This window comes from Nonomuraea sp. NPDC059007, assembly GCF_042740555.1.
Classification (GTDB): Bacteria; Actinomycetota; Actinomycetes; order Streptosporangiales; family Streptosporangiaceae; genus Nonomuraea.
This window is the reverse complement of record NZ_JBHYJD010000006.1, coordinates 194,397-209,610: the sequence shown is the minus strand read 5'-3', so window position 1 is coordinate 209,610 and position 15,214 is coordinate 194,397. Positions and strand designations below refer to the sequence as shown.

The window sequence follows — 15,214 nt, the reverse complement described above, 5'->3', positions numbered from 1 at the left end:
CTCCGAGACCGTTTATTAGCACTCCGGCACCCAGCCTCGCCCGCCATTCTGGCGGATCACGCCGGTGCCGACGCCCACCGATACGCGACGGTCGGGGCCGAGCACCCGCTCGAATTCGGTGAGAGTGGTCTTCAGCAGAGGAATGGCGCGGGTGAGATCGGCCAGGTCCTGCAGATATTGGCCGCACCAGGCGCGGAGCGCCAGCAGGTCGGCGGACATAGTGTCGTTCGTCTGCGCGCATCGATACAGCGCGCTGGTCTGTTCGATGAGCATCTCGACCGCGGCCCGGGCTGCCCAGGTGTGGGCGCCGTCGGGCAGCGTGTTGTTGAAGGCGTGCAGCAGGTTGGTGGCTTGGTCGAGGGCGGCGTCGAGGGTGTCGTGGTGGTCGGCACGCTCGCGTAGCACCCGCTGGATCAGTCGGTGCATCAGCACCGTGGTGCCGTCTTCGCTGAAGGTGATCAGTGAGGTGTCGGCCAGGTTGGCGAGTTCCTGCTGCAGGCGAACCCGTTCGGTGCCTTCGCCGCTTTCGGCGTGCAGCACCGGTAGCGGGATGTCGGCCGGGGACAGTACTGCCAGCAGCGGCAGCAGTTCGGCAGCGGTCGGCAGGGTGGTCTCGGCTTGGGTGACCGACAGCAAGATGGCTTCGGCCGTACCCCGCGGGTAGGGGTCGCCGCGCTGGGCGGGCAGATGTTCAGCGACGGGCAGGTCGCGCAGCAGCGCCAGGTAGTCGGGGTAGGACAGCCGCAGGCGCGCGATCATGGCGGCCGCCTGGTCCAGGGCCAGCGGCAGATGCCCCAGCTCCTCGGCCAACTCCGCGCCAGCGCCCGCGGCGCCCGTGTCGTCCATGCCGGTACGGCGGTGCAGGAAGTCGGCGGCTTGTTCGGGGGTGAACACCTCGACCTCGACCGGTTCGAACTGGCGCATGAGGGCGCGGTTGCGGGTGGTGATGAGCACTCGGGTGGCGCCGGTGGCCGGGCACCAGCGCCGTACCGTCTCCACCTCGGAAGCGTTGTCGAACACCACCAGGGCCGGCCGTTCGGTGGCGGCCAGCCAGGCCTTGGCCCGCGCGGCGGCGGCGTCGTCGTCGGTGTGGCGTTCGCCGAGGCGCTGGGCCAGGGCGGCCAGCCCGGTGTGGACTTGCTCGATGGTTTCGGCGGGGATCCAGGCGACTACCGGCCAGCGCGCGGCTTGGCAGGCCCAGGCGTAGGAGGCGGCCAGCATCGTCTTGCCCACCCCGGGCGTGCCACCCACAGCGCAGATCACCGCCGCCCCACCACCAGTGCCGACGTCGTCGCCGGTGTGGCCCGGGGCCTGGTCGCCGAGCGGGCCAGCCACCTGCTGCAGCAGGTGCACGCGGGGCTGGAAGCCAGGCGGGCGTTGCGGGATGTCGCCCTCAACGATCTGGCCCGGCGTCGGCTTGGGCGGGTAGTGGTGGTGCTGGTGGTATTCGGCGCCGACGGCCTTGTCGTGGAAGACGTTGTCGTGGAAGTCGATGTGGTCGCCCCTGGCAGGGACGCCCGCCCTCGGTCCGCCCGTCGCCTGGCCGGCCGTCGAGGGGCTGTCTTCAGGGCTGCTCATCGCCGTCGCGGTCGGGCGGCGGTGGGGTGGGGGTGTTCACCTGCTTGCCGACGACCTTGCCGGTGAAGGTGTTGTGGTGGAGCTCGACGTGATCGCCGTCGTAGCTGCGTGGGTGGTCGTCGCCTTCGTGGACGTTCTGCTCGCCGCCGGCCTGGTACACCCGGCCAGGCCCGGAGACCTGTGCCCGGTGCTGGACGTTGCGCGCGTTGTCGCCGGTGGCGATGATGCCGGGGTTGGCGCCGCCGATGGCGACCGACCGCTCTCCCGAGGCCGACACCTGCGGCGGCGTCACGTGCCCGGCGTCCGGCGGGGCGGGCTCGGCCCGGGTCTGGGCGCGCAGCGCCAGCACGGCCACGATCAGGCCGGCCGCGCCGACGGTGGTGCCGGTGAACATGGCGAGCACGCTGGCCCGCTGATCCAAGGCTTCCAGCAGGGTCGGGGGCAGGTTCAGCGGGTCGGCGAAGAACCACACCAGCCCCGCCATCAGCGAGGCCACCAGCAGCACCGAAGCGATGACCGCCACCACACGCCACCGCCGCGAACCCGCCGTACGCCCGCCCTCCGGCGTCGTCTTCGACATGGCTCCACAGTGCACCCGAACCGGCAGGGCGGGCAGCGAAAGTAGCGAAGGCGTTACCTATCCGCACATCACGGCGAAACGTCGTTTCCTGCGGGGGACGACAGATCCCGTTCAGGACCCAAGGTCAGTCAGCCGGGCCCATGTCCATCGGGTCGTCGTCGGTCACAGCGGCTCGATTCTCTGGGCGGTCGCGGTCGCCTGCTCGGCGTCGGCGTCGGCGTCGGCGTCGGCGTTGGTGTTGGTGTTGGTGAGGGTCTTGTGAACGACGCCGACCGACACCTTGACGCCGGCCGCGATGGTGCGGATGGACTCCCCGCGTCGGCGGCGCTCGAGGATCGCGGCGCGCTTGTCGTCGTCGACCACGGGTCGGCGGCCGCCGACCTTGCCCAGGTTGCGGGCGGTCTCCAGCCCGTTCTTGGTCTTGCGGACGATGTCGCGACGCCGGTCCTCGGCCAGCGCCAGGGCCAGGTCGAGGGTGAACGAGCGCTCGGTGTGCTCCCCGGCCGCGATGCCTTCCAGTACCTTGACGCCGACGCCTTGCTGGAACAGGTCGTTGAGGACGATGAGCCCTTCCAGCAGGTTGCGGCCGAGCCGGTCGACCTCCTGGACGGTCAGCAGGTCGCCTTCGCGGATGTAGGACAGCGCGGTGAGCAACTCGGGCCGATCGTGGGTGGCGAGCTTGCCGCTGGCCTTCTCCTCGATGACCTTCAGGCAGATCGGATCGAGGGCGTCGTGCTGGCGTTGGGTCTTCTGCTTGTCGGTGCTGACCCGGACCAGGCCGATGAGCGCCATCCCGCCACACCTCCGTTCATCAAACGTCTCGTGCAAGGTATCTGAACACTAGCAGCAAACAATCGAAGATGAACGAGAAAATGAACACCCGAACCGGACATAGCACGCCGATGCCTTGATCTGGCGCGCTGTCCGGCTCGCGTTCTGTAAACGGTCGTTAGATGAACACCTCGATTGCCCGCGTCACCCTGTCCTGCAGTGGCTTTCTGTCGCATTCCGGCTAACCCTCTGCGGAAGACGAAGTCGGCGTCGGCGGAGACGACCACGAAGCGCCGGTGTCCTTTGGCGGCCTCGATGAGCGCCATGTCCAGCAGCGCCGGGTCGGCGCCGTTGGCTCCCGTCTTGGCCCAGCGGGTCTTGACACCGTCCTCTTTGAGCATCTGGCGGCACGTCGACTACTTTCCTGTGAGGAAAACAGATGGTATTTTCCTCACAGGAAAGTAGTCGACTCAGGGGAGAGTCCCATGAACCAGCACGACGCCCAGACTTCGCTCGACGACATCCACCGCCTCCAGGACAAGACCCGGCAGCAGCTCCTCCGCCAGAGCTTCGCGCTTCCGCGCGTGCTCATCTCCGCGCTCGGCGTCTTCATCGCCTTCGCGACCATCGACCTGCCACACCCTTGGGACTTCGTCGGCCTGGCGCTCGGGACGGTCCTGTACATGGGCGTGGGGATCGTCTACGAGCACTGGGCCTCGGTCCGCCGCAAGGCCACCCGTCAGGAGATGCTGTTCCACTGCGGGCTGCTGGCCTGCATCATGGCGGCCTTCATCATCGGCCGGATCGCCGCCTACGCGTTGTTCGACCTGCCGCCCCAGGGGCTCCTGTCACAGGCCGTCGCGGGCGCGATCGTGGCTGCCGTGGCCTACCTGGCGGCCACGCCCGTGAACCGCTCCATCATGAAGTCGATCGTCCAGCAGGGCAGTGGGGTCGCCTGATGGATCCGCTCTTCGACGAGTTCCTGCACGTCCCGGCACGTCTGTCGGTCGTGGCGCTGCTGGTGCCGGCCGAGTGGGTGGACTTCGGCTTCCTCAGAGACTCGGTCGGCACCAGCGACTCGGCGCTGTCCAAGCAGGTCTCCGCGCTCACCGCCGCCGGATACGTCACCGTCCGCAAGGACCAGGACAAGCGGGCGCGGCGCACGTACGTGCAGATCACCCCGCTGGGACGGCTGGCCTTCCAGCGACACGCGGCGGCCCTGGAGCGGATCGTCGCCCTCGCCCGCGATTCCGCCGGTCAGCCCACCACCGACTAGTTGGCGCCCGAACTCGCCCGCTACGGCCGCTTCCTGCACGACCTCATCACCATGGTTGGCGATCTCCGCCGCCGCGAGATCGGCTTCACCTCGCTGCACGAGAACCTCGACACCACCACCCCAGGCGGCCGCCTCGTCTTCCACGTCTTCGCCGCCCTGGCCGAATTCATCCGCGAACTCATCATCGCCGGCACCCACGAAGGCCTGGCCGCCGCACGAGCACGCGGCCGCGTCGGCGGCCGCCCCACCGTCGTCGACGCCGAACTCCTCAAAGCCGCCCGCGACCTCCTGCCCGACCCCGACCGCTCCGTCACCTCCATCGCCAAACTGCTCGGCATCAGCGTGGGCACCCTCTACAACCACATCCCCGACCTCCAAGAACTCCGCACAGCCCGGCAGCCTTCAATCACCTGACCCCTCGGGCAGCGTCCGCTCAACTCATCACGCAGGCGGCGATCATCGGCCAGATTGCCCAAAGCGATGGCCTGATTGTGGTCATCACCAACCTCCTCGAAGATGGCGGCGGCCTGCTCGTGCGCGGCGATCGGCGTGACCTTCAGCAGCTACGCCTGGTTCGAGAGCACGACCTTCCTCGGCAACGCCGGGTTCCAGGGCGTACAGGCCGCCGAGGCGGACCGGGGCCTGGGCGCTGCCGAGTTGCTCGACGGCCTTGCCGTAGCGGTCGGTCACATGGCCACGCTCACCGAGCTGGAAGGTGCGCCGGGCCGTTTCGGCGTTGCGCGCGGTGTAGTAGACCGCGGCCAGCGCGGCCAGGCCGGTCGCCACGGCCAGCACCCGGCCGCGAATCGCGTCCAGGGCCGCCGCCACGTCCTTGCTGGCCAGCCCGTCGGGGCCGCCGATGGCCACCCCGTCCACGTGTTCCAGCACCCAGCGCGCTCCAGGGCCCAGCATCCAGACGATCCCCACCACCAGTGCCACACCGGCCGCGGCCACCACCACCGAAACAGGTTTTCACGGTCTACACCGTGACCCGGATTGCCATCCGCGGCCAGGGCCCCGGAAGTACACCCCTTCAGTGGATAATGTCAGTTATCCACTGAGACCTCGTTCGCTCTCCTTGCCCAGTGAGCGAGGTTGTGCCGAGCGCTCAGGGTGTCGGGATGCACCATTCCGAGCATCCGCTCCGCTAGCGGCACCAGCTCCGCGTACCGGTCGCGCGCCCCGGCCACATCACCCGCCCGCCCTGTCCATAGGGCGAACTCGTACCGGGTGGTCAGCGTGGCCGGGTGCTCCAGGCCGAGCACCCGCTCGTGGACCAGCAACAGTTCGGTGAGCCGGTCCCGCGCCCCGACAGCGTCGCCTGCTTCTCCTATCCAGTGAGCGAGATTGCTCCGGGTGATCAGCGTGTACGGATGCTCCGGGCCGAGTACCCGCTCCTCCACCGGCAACAGCTCGGCGTACTGGTCGCGCGCCCCGGCCGCATCCCCCGCCTCCCCTGTCCAGCGGGCGAGGTTGCTCCTGGTGGTCAGCGTGGCCGGGTGCTCCAGGCCGAGCACCCGCTCGCGCACCAGCAACAGTTCGGTGAGCCGGTCCCGCGCCCCGACAGCGTCGCCCGCCACTGCCGTCCAGTGAGCGAGGTTGTGCCAGGTCGTCAGCGTGTCGGGATGCTCCGAGCCGAGCATCAGCTCCCGCACGAGCAACAGCTCGGCCAACTGATCACGCGCCCCGACAGCGTCCCCCGCCTCTCCCGTCCAGTGAGCGATGTTGTGCCAGGTCGTCAGCGTGTCGGGATGCTCGTATCCGAGCACCCGCTCCTGCACCAACCGCAGCTCGGTCAAGCGGTCACGCGCCCCGGCCGCGTCCCCTTCCCACCCCGTCCCGTGAGCGACGTCGTGCCAGGTGGCCAGCGTGTCGGGGTGTTCCGGGCCGAGCCGGGTGAGGGTGTGGTGGTGAATAGCCCGCTGGATATCGAGCGCGGTGGCGTGGTCACCGCTGGCCCGAAGGTAGTCCAGCAGGTCCGCCCATGCGGCGGGCTCGGGCGGCAGGACGACACGGGCATGCGGCAGCACCTGCCGATACATCGGCCACCACGCCGACGCGTGAGGCAGGCCGGGCAGGACCGCGGCAATCAGATCGGCGGCCTGGTGGCGTAGCCGGGCGCATTGGTCGTCGTCGAGGTCGTTCCAGATGACGGCCTGCACAAGCCGGTGGATGCTGATCCTCTCCTGCTCATCGCCATCGTCCCCCGCAGCCGCGGAACCTGCGGAGGCGGGCAGTCGGGTGACAGTGATGAGGCTGTAGGAGGCCAACAGCGCCAGGGCCTCGTTGACCGCCTGCTCGTCGTCGGCTCCGGCCAGGACTGCGCAGGGCAGGTGGTCGGGGGCATAGCAGGCCAGCAGGTTCAGCAGCCATCCGGCCAGCGGGTCGAGTTCGGTGACGCGGGCCCGGCTGAGTTCCCAGGCTCTGGCCACGACGCGTTCGGCGTCGCCGCCCGCGGCTGCGGCCGCGTACATCCGGGTCGGTGTCTGCCGCAGCAGCCGCAGGTAGCCGGCCAGGGTGCAGCGTGGAGTGCGGGCGATGTAGGCGCCGGCCTGGGTCAGTGCCAGCGGCAGGTCGCCGAGCTCGGCGGCGAGCTCGTCCAGCAGCACCTGGTGGGCGGCGTCCGGCGGGCCGATCAGATCGCCGAGCAGCCGGATCGAGGCCGGCCGGGCCAGGGTGTCCAGCCGTAGCGGGGTGACGCCGAATTGCCGCCAGCCGACATCGCGCCGAGTGGTGATCAGCACCTGCCCGCTCGTCAGCCGGGCCAGGTACGGCTCGACGTGCGCTACCTCTTCGACGTTGTCGAACACCAGCATCCAGCCGGTACGGCCGGCCAGCCAAGCCAGCGCCCAGGCGGCGGCCTCCTCCGGCGAGGCCTGAGCCGCGGCCACCGAATCGACACCAGCCACCAGCGCACGAGCCAACCCGGCCAGCCCGGCCTCGATCTGCGCCGGGCTGTCGGCATCGATCCACCACACCAGCCCGTAATCCAGGCGGCGGGCGAAGGCGTACTGCAACGCCAGCTCGCTCTTGCCGACGCCGCCGAGCCCGACCACCGCCTGACTGATCACCCCCGCTCCGGTACCGGTCTCCAGCGTCGCGGCCAGGTCCTCGAGCGCGAGCTCCCGACCGGCGAACCAGGCCGCCGGCCGGCGCGGCAACCCCAGCAGCCCGGCCGGCGCCTCCACCCGGGCAGGTGGCGGCAGCGGCGGCCGCCGGGCCGCGTGCAGGTCACCGGTGACGATCATGCCGGAGTTGTCCCGTAAGGCGGCCGAGCGTGCTCGGCCTGGCCCTGGACGATGCCCACACCGCCGACCTCGCCCTCGTCCGCTCCGCCCCCGTCCTCACCACCCGCGCCGGCGCCACCCGCCTCCAGGCGATCGAACCGCGCCTCGCCTTCGACCTCATCGGCTGACCTCGCACTACGGCGGCTTGTACAGCGCGACCATTGCGAGCCGGCGTTTGATCTGCCGGAAGGGGCTTGCGACGACGACCTCGGCCCACGAGCCCGGCATCGACATGCTGAGCTGGTACACAGGTACACCACACCCAGATATCGAATACACGTGTCTCAGAGCTAAGTCCCACATGACTCATACCCACGTGGACGCGACCGTCGCGACCGCAGAGCGAGCCGGTGACGGCGAGACCGAGGACCGGATATTCCTGCTGCCCCAGGCGGTGATCGTCCTGGACGGCGCCACAAGCGTGGAGCTCGGGCCGGGAAGCGGTGGCTGGTACGCCGATCTGCTGGGTCAGAACCTGGCTCGCCAACTCGCCTCTTCCGGCGACCTTGACCTACGCGTGGCGCTCGCTGACGCGATCGCGAGCCTGGTCGTCACTCACGGCCTCCGGCCGGGCCAAGCCCCATCCACTGCTGTGACGATCCTGCGCTGGTCGACACAGGTGGTGGAAGGCTTGGTGCTCTGCGACACGAGCCTCGCCCTCCAGTCGCCCGCCGGGCAGACCACCGTCCTGCACGATGACCGCCTCCACAAGCTCGGCCATCCCGACCGGGCCGCCTATCTCGACGCCATCAGAACTGGCAGCCCCTTCGATCGCGAGCGCCTCCGGCGCATGCAGGCGCTCACCCGCGAGTACCGCAACCAACCTGGCGGATTCTGGGTCGCCGAAGCCGTACCAGAAGCCGCGGACGAGGCTGTGCACGGCATCTGGCCGCGCGAAGAAGTGGCCGCAGCGCTCGTGGCCACCGATGGTGCCGCCGTCGGCATCGATGCCTATCACGTACTCGACGACTGGGCCGCCGGATTCAACATGGCCAAGGACCATGGAGTGGAAGCGGTGATCGACCTCGTCCACCAGACCGAACTCGGCGACCCACACGCACGGCGCTGGCCACGCTTCAAGGCACACGACGACAAGGCGCTCGCCTTCGTCCAGTTCCTGTCGGAGGCGCGGTGACCGCAGGCGAACGGCCCCTGCACTCCGTCAGCGTCGGGGCCGCCGTGGTCGGCGAAGACAATCGGCTCCTGGCCATCCGCCGCCGCGACACCGGCGCCTGGCAACTACCGGGCGGCATCCTAGAACGAGATGAAGGCCCACTCCAGGCAGTACGACGCGAAGTCCTGGAGGAGACCGGCGTGCTGGTCGAGCCCGAGGCACTGACCGGCGTTTACAAAAACATGGCCCTGGGCGTCATCTCGCTCGTCTTCCGCTGCCACCCGATCGAGGGCGAGCCATGCCCCACCGAAGAGGCCACCCAAGTGGCTTGGCTCACCCTGGAAGAGATCTCAGATCGAATGGTCGAGGCATTCGCCGTACGCCTGCACGACGCTGTGGCTGCGGAATCGAAACCGCATGTACGAGTCCATGACGGGATCAGCCTGCTTGCCTGAGGGCCCGCGTCTGGAGTTGGCCGCGGTGCTTTAGGCAAAGCAAACGGCCGCTCCGTTCATTTCCGGAACAACCGTCAGGACAATGCGGATGCTCGCGGTCTAGCTAGGCGGGGTCCGCTGGCGGTGGAGAGGATGAGGGAGGGCCGGGTGCGGCTCTCCCTCGGTTAGCGTGTGCTGGCTAAGGGGCTAGAGTTCGATCGACACCCAGAACTGGTTGTCGCCGCCGACTCGGTGATGTGCGTAGAAAGACCGAAGTACATCGGTCGCTTTAGGCGGGCCCGCTGCCCCAATCCCTCGAATGTGCTAGTGGTCCTCAGCGGCTAGCGCGTATGAGGTAGCGAGTGTGTGGCGTGTTAAGCCACTCCTGGTCGAGTTCACGTCCAGTTATGCGCCCCATGAGAGCAAGGCCGACGGTGATCATTTCTTCGCGAGGGGAGGCCTGGTCGGCGGGGAGGTCCCACTCGTCCTCGTCAGGCATACGCAGGCCTACGGCAAATAGGGCGAGTGCGGTGGGAATCGTGTGCATGGAGTGGCTCTGGGCAGCGTGATCGCGCATGGTGTAGTGGAATCGGTATGCGCTTCCGTTCGCGTTCCAGCTGAGACCGACTGCACGCCCGTCTTGGGAAAGCGCCGCGAGCACCGACGGATCCACAATGTTGCTCCATTGCACTTGAAAGGCGAGAGACCATGCACCAAACTGGCCGATCAACACGATGCCGTCATAGTCGCCAGGCATCTGATCGCCCTCGAAACCTTCGGGAAGGTTGGCCAAAGTCACCTGGGTTGCCGTGGTGAGGTCGGCGCCAACTTTGAGGGCGGTCTCCTCGACATCCAGGTTTTCGCTCCAGACGGCTGAGAAAGAGCCGTTGTGGACGCCTGCCCAGTGTGTGGCTAGGAGATCATAGAGGTGCGTGCTGCAGGCCATAGTCCCTCTCTGTAAATCGGACGCCGCCTCCCTGGCGAGGCGGCGTCTCATTTGCCAACTACTGGACGCGGATCCAGAAAGGATCGTGGCAAGTTCGGCGGAGGATTTGACAATGTGCTCGCCGGGGGCGGACATGCGCGTCCTCAAGATTTCGCCGCGCTCGTCACGGGCGAACGCGTTCGCCGAGCGGTTCATCACACGCCCCGGCGCGAATGCCTCGATCACCTTCTGGTTCAGGGGGAGCGGCGCCTGCGACAGATCTTGGCCGAGCATGAGCGTCACTACAACCAGCACCGTCCGCATCAGGTGCTGTCACTACGCCAACCCATTCACGATCCGGCCGAGGGGGTCGATCTCACGGCTCGAATAGAGTGACGAAGCGCCGTCTGCGGCCTGATCCACGAGTATCGCAGAGCCGTTTGAAAGACGTGCGAAACCGCAGGCCAGCGCTACGAGCGAGTTCCGGTACCGGACAGGGCCAAAGCTGCCGCCAACGCGAGCAGCGCCGCTCGGATAAGCGTCCTTCGCAATCGGCTCTCCTCGGTCCTCAGGAGTGCCGATGGCGGATCCAAGTCGGTGCATGAGTCGGCGGGCTTACCTGAACTAGTATTAGTGGCGCCGGAAAGCCTTTTCCAGCAGATGCCAGAACGACCGGAAGCGGGTTGCACCGAGCATGTATGAGGTGTCGAGATACCATGCTTCCCATTCGTCGCCCGAAGTGACGACGTGCGGATTGAGCAGGTAGACGGCGCCCTCGACGTTTTCGGAAACACACAACGTGTGCGGCAGAAAGTCCCCGCCATCGAAGTAATCCTCGTTCTGAGGCGCGTCGTAGTCGAAGAAATAGTCGTCGGGCAACTTCGGAATTGGAGAGCCTGGCGCCGGGCCCCATGAGTGTGCGAGGTGCGGGTCGACGTCGCGTGTCCATCCGACCTCGGCGATGGGAAGAATGTGAAGACTCGTGGAGGAATTCACATCCCAGCCATTGCTCACCTGGAGAAACTCCCGATAGCTGGGAGGCAGGCGGTGGCCGAGGCGCTCCTCCTGTCGCAGGATCTCGGCTTCGGTGGCGGGAGTTGTTCCCAGCCATTCGGACGGGTAGGACGAGAGGTCCTTATCAATGTAGAGATCGTGGTCAATGCCACTGCTCATCGTTTGGAGAAGTGCCGCCCATGGGTAGCGGGGGGTGTCTGGGTCATTCATGGAAGTACTCTACGGCAGATTGGGTCTAGGCGGGTCCCTGGCGGCAGAGCAGGCGGGAGAGGGGCTGGCAGGCCCTCCCCCGGCTATTGTGTGCCGGCTAACGGGTCAGGGCTTGATTGACACCCAGAACTGGTTGTCGGCGCCAACTCGGTAATGCGCGTAGAAGGATCGCAGGACGTGACCTTGGTTGATGTTTTGTCGGTGGTTGACGGCGCGTACCGAGAAGTGCCCGTCGGCGTTGGCTGCCCCCTGGATGGTGGAGGAAAAGGGGTATTCGTCGCAGGAGTTGCCGTTCCCTAGAGGAATGCCTCCCTCATATGGCGGCGGCAGGTACTTCTGAGGCATGTAGTACTTGCAGTAGTTGGTTCCGAACGTCCTGGGCCAAAACTGTTCGCGTGGGGCCCGGCCCCGACATCCAGATGCAGTTCACGGTCGGAGAAATACCCCCGATTTTGGTCGCGCTCTGCATCTGAGGCAACCTTCACAAGGGGGTCGCTGTTCGGATCGGCCCAGTTACCAGGAATGTTCTTGCGGGTTCCGGATTTGTACTTCGAAGGAGGATACGAGGCCTCATCCCAGTTGTGCCCTGCCACGAGCGGTGGGAACGAGGTCGCATTTGTATCAGGATTCAATGCGTCCTCGATGTGCTCGATGACTTCGGGAAACAGGGTGTCGTTCTTCTTCGACATTGTAAAGACGCGACTGGCGTAGTGATTAATGCATCCGCCTATGTGGATGTCATCTTTCTGGAGTCCAAATTTCTTCCAGTCGCACCGGAACATCGGCACCGTCGCCTGGTCCCCGTTTTGGGCGTTGATGGTGTCGCCCTTCCGTCGGACGCGACGGTCGTCGCCGTTCTCGTCCTTGACGATCTGACTCCACAGATAGAACTTCATCGGGACGGTCGGCCGTAGGGATCGTCGAAGATTTCGACTTGAGGCTCGATTAGACACCAGTTGTTTCTCGTCGAGTCGGTGGGCCGCGTCGCCCGAACGATGTACTGGGAGTCGGGCTTCGAGTGCCACTCAGAGACGTCCTTGGTCTGGTGGGTCTGTCCAGTGAACGGCTCTGGCCCGTAATCGGTGGTGGCGCCGAGTGATCTTCACTTCAGCAGGATGCGGTGGCGAAGAAGGTCGAACCCGGCACGGCCGTGCATCTGTCGCATGATTCGCTTCGTGCGGGTGTTGACGCCTTCGGCTCGGCCTTGGTGATGTAGCGGTAGAGCAGGTTGAGGCTGCCGGTGTAGCCCAGCTCTTTGATCTCGCGGAACAGTTGCCGAACCGGGACGGCCGGGTCGGCGGCGCGCCGTTCTCGCAGGTGATCGCGGTAGGGGTCGACGAGGGTGGGCCGGTAGCGGGGGGCACGGCGCAGGGCCTCGGGCTCGCGGGTGCGGGCGTAGCGTTTGACGGTGTTCAGGGACGGGTTCAGGCGGCGGGTGCGCTCCAGGAGGCCGGCGCCCTTGTCCGGTAGGTCGTGGATCTGCTGCCGGCGCTCGCGGGTGGTCTGTTCACGCATGCCGGCGGGCCGGGGCGGGTTGACCGTGGCCCAGCAGGTGCTGTGGGAGCGAACTTCGGCGAGGGTCTTGTCGCAGGGGTTCGCCCACAGGTGCCATCGGTCGCCGACCTGCACCGCGTCCGGCAGGGCGCGTTGAATCGCCTCGCCGTAGGCGCCTGAGCCGTCGCGGCAGACGATCTCTGCCCCGGGGATGGGACCGCAGCCATGTCTCCAGGATGTCGGTACCGCGGCCGGGCAGGACATCGATCCGCTCGCCGGTCTCGGCGTCGGTGAGGATGGTGGCGTCACGGTGGCGGCGTTTGAGCGCGAGGGCATCGACCCCTAGCACGCGCGGGGTCCGCAGCGGTGGCAGCGGCACTCGCATGAGCAGGCGCAGTGCCGTGGACCTTGAGATCGTGATGGCCAGGATCACTGACAGTCGTGCACCCGCCTGGCCGGCCAGTTCCTTGACCACTGCGCCCAGTTGCCCGGTGAGTCTGCTCGTTCGACGCTGGTAGCGCTCCAGCAGCCCGGGCATCTGTTCACGGAAGGTCTGCCGAGGGCACCCCACGCCGGGCAGAGCAGACGCCGTAGGTGTACTGACACCACCACCTGCCGCCCGTCTAGCGGGACGTCAGTGACCGTCCGGCTGCCGTAGCCATGCACCCGGCCGGTCAACGTCCCGCACATCGGGCACGGTACTGGCTCGTCGCGAGTGCGGGCCAGAACCTGGATGAGGTGGTCCTCGTCATTGACACCCTGGATGACCAGGGCAGACAGCCCTGCAAACACCACACCCGTAAGATCGCCGATCTTCAGCACGGCTCAGACTGGCAGGTGATCACTTGGCGCCACCACCGATTACGGGCCAGAGCCGTTCTTCTTTGTACAGTCCCAGATGGCCTGATGTCGGCGTTCACTATCGCCGAGCTACCGGAGGCCCCCACCACCGTGTCGGTGGACTCAGCAGGCCAGGCCGAGGTGTCAACGGACCCCGATTTCGTGTCGCTGATTTGGAGCCGGTATGACAGTGTCCGTACAGAGGCGTTTCGTCCAGGCGAATCGCTCATCATGATCAAGGAAGCCAGGCAGCAATGGAGTCAAGAGACCTGACCGCCGTGGACCTGTCCATGGCCGTGTGGAAGAAGAGCACCCGTAGCGGGAACAACGGCGGACAGTGCGTCGAGGTGGCCCGCAACCTTCCTGGAATCGTTGCTGTTCGCGACAGTAAGCACGCAGCGGGACCGGTGCTCCTCTTCACGCGCGACGAATGGACGGCGTTCCTTGGCGGAGTCAAGGACGGCGAGTTCGACTAGATCGGCCCAACGGCTCGACCTAGCCACCTCCTCAGAGGGATATCGTCGTCTCTTTTGCGATCAAGCGGCCTCACCGCTCATGGTGAGGCCGCTCTTGCTATCACTCGCTTCAGGCGAGGAGCGCCTTCAACCCTGTTACCGCAGGTCACTAGGGCCGCGTCCGCGCCGGCTGAACTCGCTAAAGGCTCGCCCCTACGGGGTGACCTACGGCCATTCAGACGGCACGAACGCTTCCGTCCCGCACCAACAGAACACACCAACAGACAGGAACAGCAGACCCGTGGCGCATCTACAGCAGAGGCGTTGCCGGATTGCTTCGGAGCCGTCCGGTGGGGACCCCTCCAAGATCACAATCGTGGGGCCAGGAGGGGGTACCGGTCCGGGGTGCAAGCCCCCCTCCTCCGCCATACAGCGTATGGCCCCACAATTCTGATCTTGCCCCACCGGCCAGCACCACCGCAACGATCCGCCAACCCCTCCCACGCCCCCCGAGCAAGTTCGGCCCGTAGCCACACCCCTGCCACTCCGCCCACCGAGCCGGAAACACACCCAGACGGAACCCAACCCCGCGAACCCGTACCGACGCCCCCCAAGGGCGCAAAAGGGTCACATTTCTTGCGTCGTCTTCCCGGCGCCGTTGGGGCCGAGAAAGCCGTGCACTTCGCCTTCGCGCACGCTCATGTCCAGGCCGTCCAGCGCGCGGGTGCGGGCGTAGTTCTTGATCAGCGACCGGATCTGGATCGCATCAGTCATCAGGGTGCTCCTTGGCGTGGTGGTCGGCGATGGCCTGGCGGACCTGGCCGCCCTGTCCGGAGGTGATCCACTGGCCCAGGTGCGCGTAGACGTCGATCATGGCCATGCCGAGCCTGGCGAGGTTGGCCCGGTGTAGCGCGTCGATGCCGAATCGCCGGGTCAGGTGCTGGTGGAGCACGATCGTGCTGAGGTGCATCGCCGCCATCACGGCGGCGCGTTGGGCGGGCCGAGTACCTCCGGAGTCCAGAGACGGCCGCGCCGAGCACTTGCGCCGATCCGGCGGTTGGGGTGATCATGCGGATCAGCGTGGTTCTGCCGGCGCCGTTGAGTCCGAGCAGGGCGTAGATCTGGCCCGCTTGCAGGCTCAGAAGGACGTCGCTGTAGCGTCTGGTCAGGTCGGACGCTTCAAGGACCGGGGCCTCCGCACTGTCCATCAGGCGCTTCTTCGCCGCTGGGCGATGA

General features: G+C 66.9%; 18 protein-coding genes and 3 pseudogenes. 8 read left to right on the top strand and 13 right to left on the bottom strand.

Features of this window, described 5'->3' with window-relative positions; translation table 11 throughout:
* Positions 1–15: 15 nt before the first annotated feature.
* The 3 genes from ACFWY5_RS12140 to ACFWY5_RS12130 form a co-directional block, all read right to left on the bottom strand.
* Positions 16–1,578 (bottom strand): NB-ARC domain-containing protein, encoded by a 1,563-nt coding sequence (locus tag ACFWY5_RS12140; RefSeq protein WP_379631704.1) that lies wholly within the window; start codon positions 1,576–1,578, stop codon positions 16–18.
* The gene (locus tag ACFWY5_RS12135; RefSeq protein ID WP_379631702.1) at positions 1,565–2,158 is read right to left on the bottom strand and encodes a hypothetical protein; all 594 of its coding nucleotides are present in this window, start codon (positions 2,156–2,158) and stop codon (positions 1,565–1,567) included. The genes ACFWY5_RS12140 and ACFWY5_RS12135 overlap by 14 nt, the downstream gene beginning before the upstream one ends.
* 162 nt (positions 2,159–2,320) lie before the next feature.
* Positions 2,321–2,950 (bottom strand): recombinase family protein, encoded by a 630-nt coding sequence (locus ACFWY5_RS12130; protein ID WP_379631700.1) that lies wholly within the window; start codon positions 2,948–2,950, stop codon positions 2,321–2,323.
* A 464-nt stretch (positions 2,951–3,414) separates the two neighbouring features.
* Here ACFWY5_RS12130 and ACFWY5_RS12125 point away from each other — a divergent pair, with 464 nt between their 5' ends.
* The 3 genes from ACFWY5_RS12125 to ACFWY5_RS12115 are packed head-to-tail and all read left to right on the top strand — an operon-like array spanning position 3,415 to position 4,619.
* On the top strand, positions 3,415–3,888 hold the full coding sequence (locus ACFWY5_RS12125; protein WP_379631698.1) for a hypothetical protein: 474 nt from the start codon (positions 3,415–3,417) through the stop codon (positions 3,886–3,888).
* Positions 3,888–4,205, top strand: coding sequence for a winged helix-turn-helix domain-containing protein (locus ACFWY5_RS12120; protein ID WP_379627653.1), 318 nt, complete (start codon positions 3,888–3,890; stop codon positions 4,203–4,205). The genes ACFWY5_RS12125 and ACFWY5_RS12120 overlap by 1 nt, the downstream gene beginning before the upstream one ends.
* Entirely contained in the window at positions 4,206–4,619 is a 414-nt protein-coding gene (locus ACFWY5_RS12115; protein WP_379631696.1) for a recombinase family protein, read from the top strand.
* Positions 4,620–4,703: 84 nt separating this feature from the next.
* Here ACFWY5_RS12115 and ACFWY5_RS12110 read toward each other — a convergent pair whose 3' ends face one another.
* Together ACFWY5_RS12110 and ACFWY5_RS12105 are read right to left on the bottom strand one after the other, a co-directional pair.
* Positions 4,704–5,165, bottom strand: coding sequence for a hypothetical protein (locus ACFWY5_RS12110; protein ID WP_379631694.1), 462 nt, complete (start codon positions 5,163–5,165; stop codon positions 4,704–4,706).
* Between the two features lie 86 nt (positions 5,166–5,251).
* A complete protein-coding gene (locus ACFWY5_RS12105) occupies positions 5,252–7,453 on the bottom strand; it encodes a tetratricopeptide repeat protein (protein ID WP_379631692.1) in 2,202 nt (733 codons plus the stop codon).
* A 29-nt stretch (positions 7,454–7,482) separates the two neighbouring features.
* On the opposite strand from ACFWY5_RS12105, the gene ACFWY5_RS12100 reads away from it, so the two are divergent.
* From ACFWY5_RS12100 to ACFWY5_RS12090, 3 genes are all read left to right on the top strand, one after another.
* The gene (locus ACFWY5_RS12100) at positions 7,483–7,620 is read left to right on the top strand and encodes a hypothetical protein (RefSeq protein WP_379631690.1); all 138 of its coding nucleotides are present in this window, start codon (positions 7,483–7,485) and stop codon (positions 7,618–7,620) included.
* Between the two features lie 188 nt (positions 7,621–7,808).
* Complete coding sequence (locus tag ACFWY5_RS12095) at positions 7,809–8,627, top strand: hypothetical protein (RefSeq protein WP_379631688.1); 819 nt, start codon at positions 7,809–7,811, stop codon at positions 8,625–8,627.
* Positions 8,624–9,061: an NUDIX hydrolase gene (locus ACFWY5_RS12090; RefSeq protein ID WP_379631685.1), complete on the top strand. Its 438-nt coding sequence runs from the start codon at positions 8,624–8,626 to the stop codon at positions 9,059–9,061. Before ACFWY5_RS12095 ends, ACFWY5_RS12090 begins: the two co-directional genes overlap by 4 nt.
* Before the next feature lie 313 nt (positions 9,062–9,374).
* On the opposite strand, the gene ACFWY5_RS12085 is transcribed toward ACFWY5_RS12090, so the two are convergent.
* The 5 genes and pseudogenes from ACFWY5_RS12085 to ACFWY5_RS12065 all read right to left on the bottom strand — a co-directional run bounded on the left by ACFWY5_RS12085 (position 9,375) and on the right by ACFWY5_RS12065 (position 13,475).
* Entirely contained in the window at positions 9,375–10,289 is a 915-nt protein-coding gene (locus ACFWY5_RS12085; protein WP_379631683.1) for a hypothetical protein, read from the bottom strand.
* Positions 10,290–10,595: 306 nt separating this feature from the next.
* Positions 10,596–11,189 (bottom strand): SMI1/KNR4 family protein, encoded by a 594-nt coding sequence (locus ACFWY5_RS12080; protein ID WP_379631681.1) that lies wholly within the window; start codon positions 11,187–11,189, stop codon positions 10,596–10,598.
* Positions 11,190–11,294: 105 nt separating this feature from the next.
* Entirely contained in the window at positions 11,295–11,534 is a 240-nt protein-coding gene (locus tag ACFWY5_RS12075) for a NucA/NucB deoxyribonuclease domain-containing protein (RefSeq protein WP_379631679.1), read from the bottom strand.
* Positions 11,486–12,085, bottom strand: coding sequence for a hypothetical protein (locus tag ACFWY5_RS12070; protein WP_379631677.1), 600 nt, complete (start codon positions 12,083–12,085; stop codon positions 11,486–11,488). Before ACFWY5_RS12070 ends, ACFWY5_RS12075 begins: the two co-directional genes overlap by 49 nt.
* Before the next feature lie 206 nt (positions 12,086–12,291).
* Positions 12,292–13,475 (bottom strand): annotated as a pseudogene (locus ACFWY5_RS12065) (ISL3 family transposase).
* Here ACFWY5_RS12065 and ACFWY5_RS12060 point away from each other — a divergent pair.
* Together ACFWY5_RS12060 and ACFWY5_RS12055 are read left to right on the top strand one after the other, a co-directional pair.
* Positions 13,422–13,796, top strand: a complete 375-nt coding sequence (locus tag ACFWY5_RS12060) for a Scr1 family TA system antitoxin-like transcriptional regulator (protein WP_379631675.1) — start codon at positions 13,422–13,424, stop codon at positions 13,794–13,796. The pseudogene ACFWY5_RS12065 and the gene ACFWY5_RS12060 overlap by 54 nt on opposite strands.
* The gene (locus ACFWY5_RS12055; RefSeq protein ID WP_379631673.1) at positions 13,778–13,999 is read left to right on the top strand and encodes a DUF397 domain-containing protein; all 222 of its coding nucleotides are present in this window, start codon (positions 13,778–13,780) and stop codon (positions 13,997–13,999) included. The genes ACFWY5_RS12060 and ACFWY5_RS12055 overlap by 19 nt, the downstream gene beginning before the upstream one ends.
* Before the next feature lie 618 nt (positions 14,000–14,617).
* Here ACFWY5_RS12055 and ACFWY5_RS12050 read toward each other — a convergent pair.
* The 3 genes and pseudogenes from ACFWY5_RS12050 to ACFWY5_RS12040 form a co-directional block, all read right to left on the bottom strand.
* Positions 14,618–14,752, bottom strand: a pseudogene (locus ACFWY5_RS12050) (ATP-binding cassette domain-containing protein); the annotation flags it as partial.
* On the bottom strand, positions 14,745–14,948 hold the full coding sequence (locus ACFWY5_RS12045; protein WP_379611438.1) for a hypothetical protein: 204 nt from the start codon (positions 14,946–14,948) through the stop codon (positions 14,745–14,747). The gene ACFWY5_RS12045 and the pseudogene ACFWY5_RS12050, both read right to left, overlap by 8 nt.
* 16 nt (positions 14,949–14,964) lie before the next feature.
* Positions 14,965–15,186, bottom strand: a pseudogene (locus tag ACFWY5_RS12040) (ATP-binding cassette domain-containing protein); the annotation flags it as partial.
* Positions 15,187–15,214: the final 28 nt, after the last annotated feature.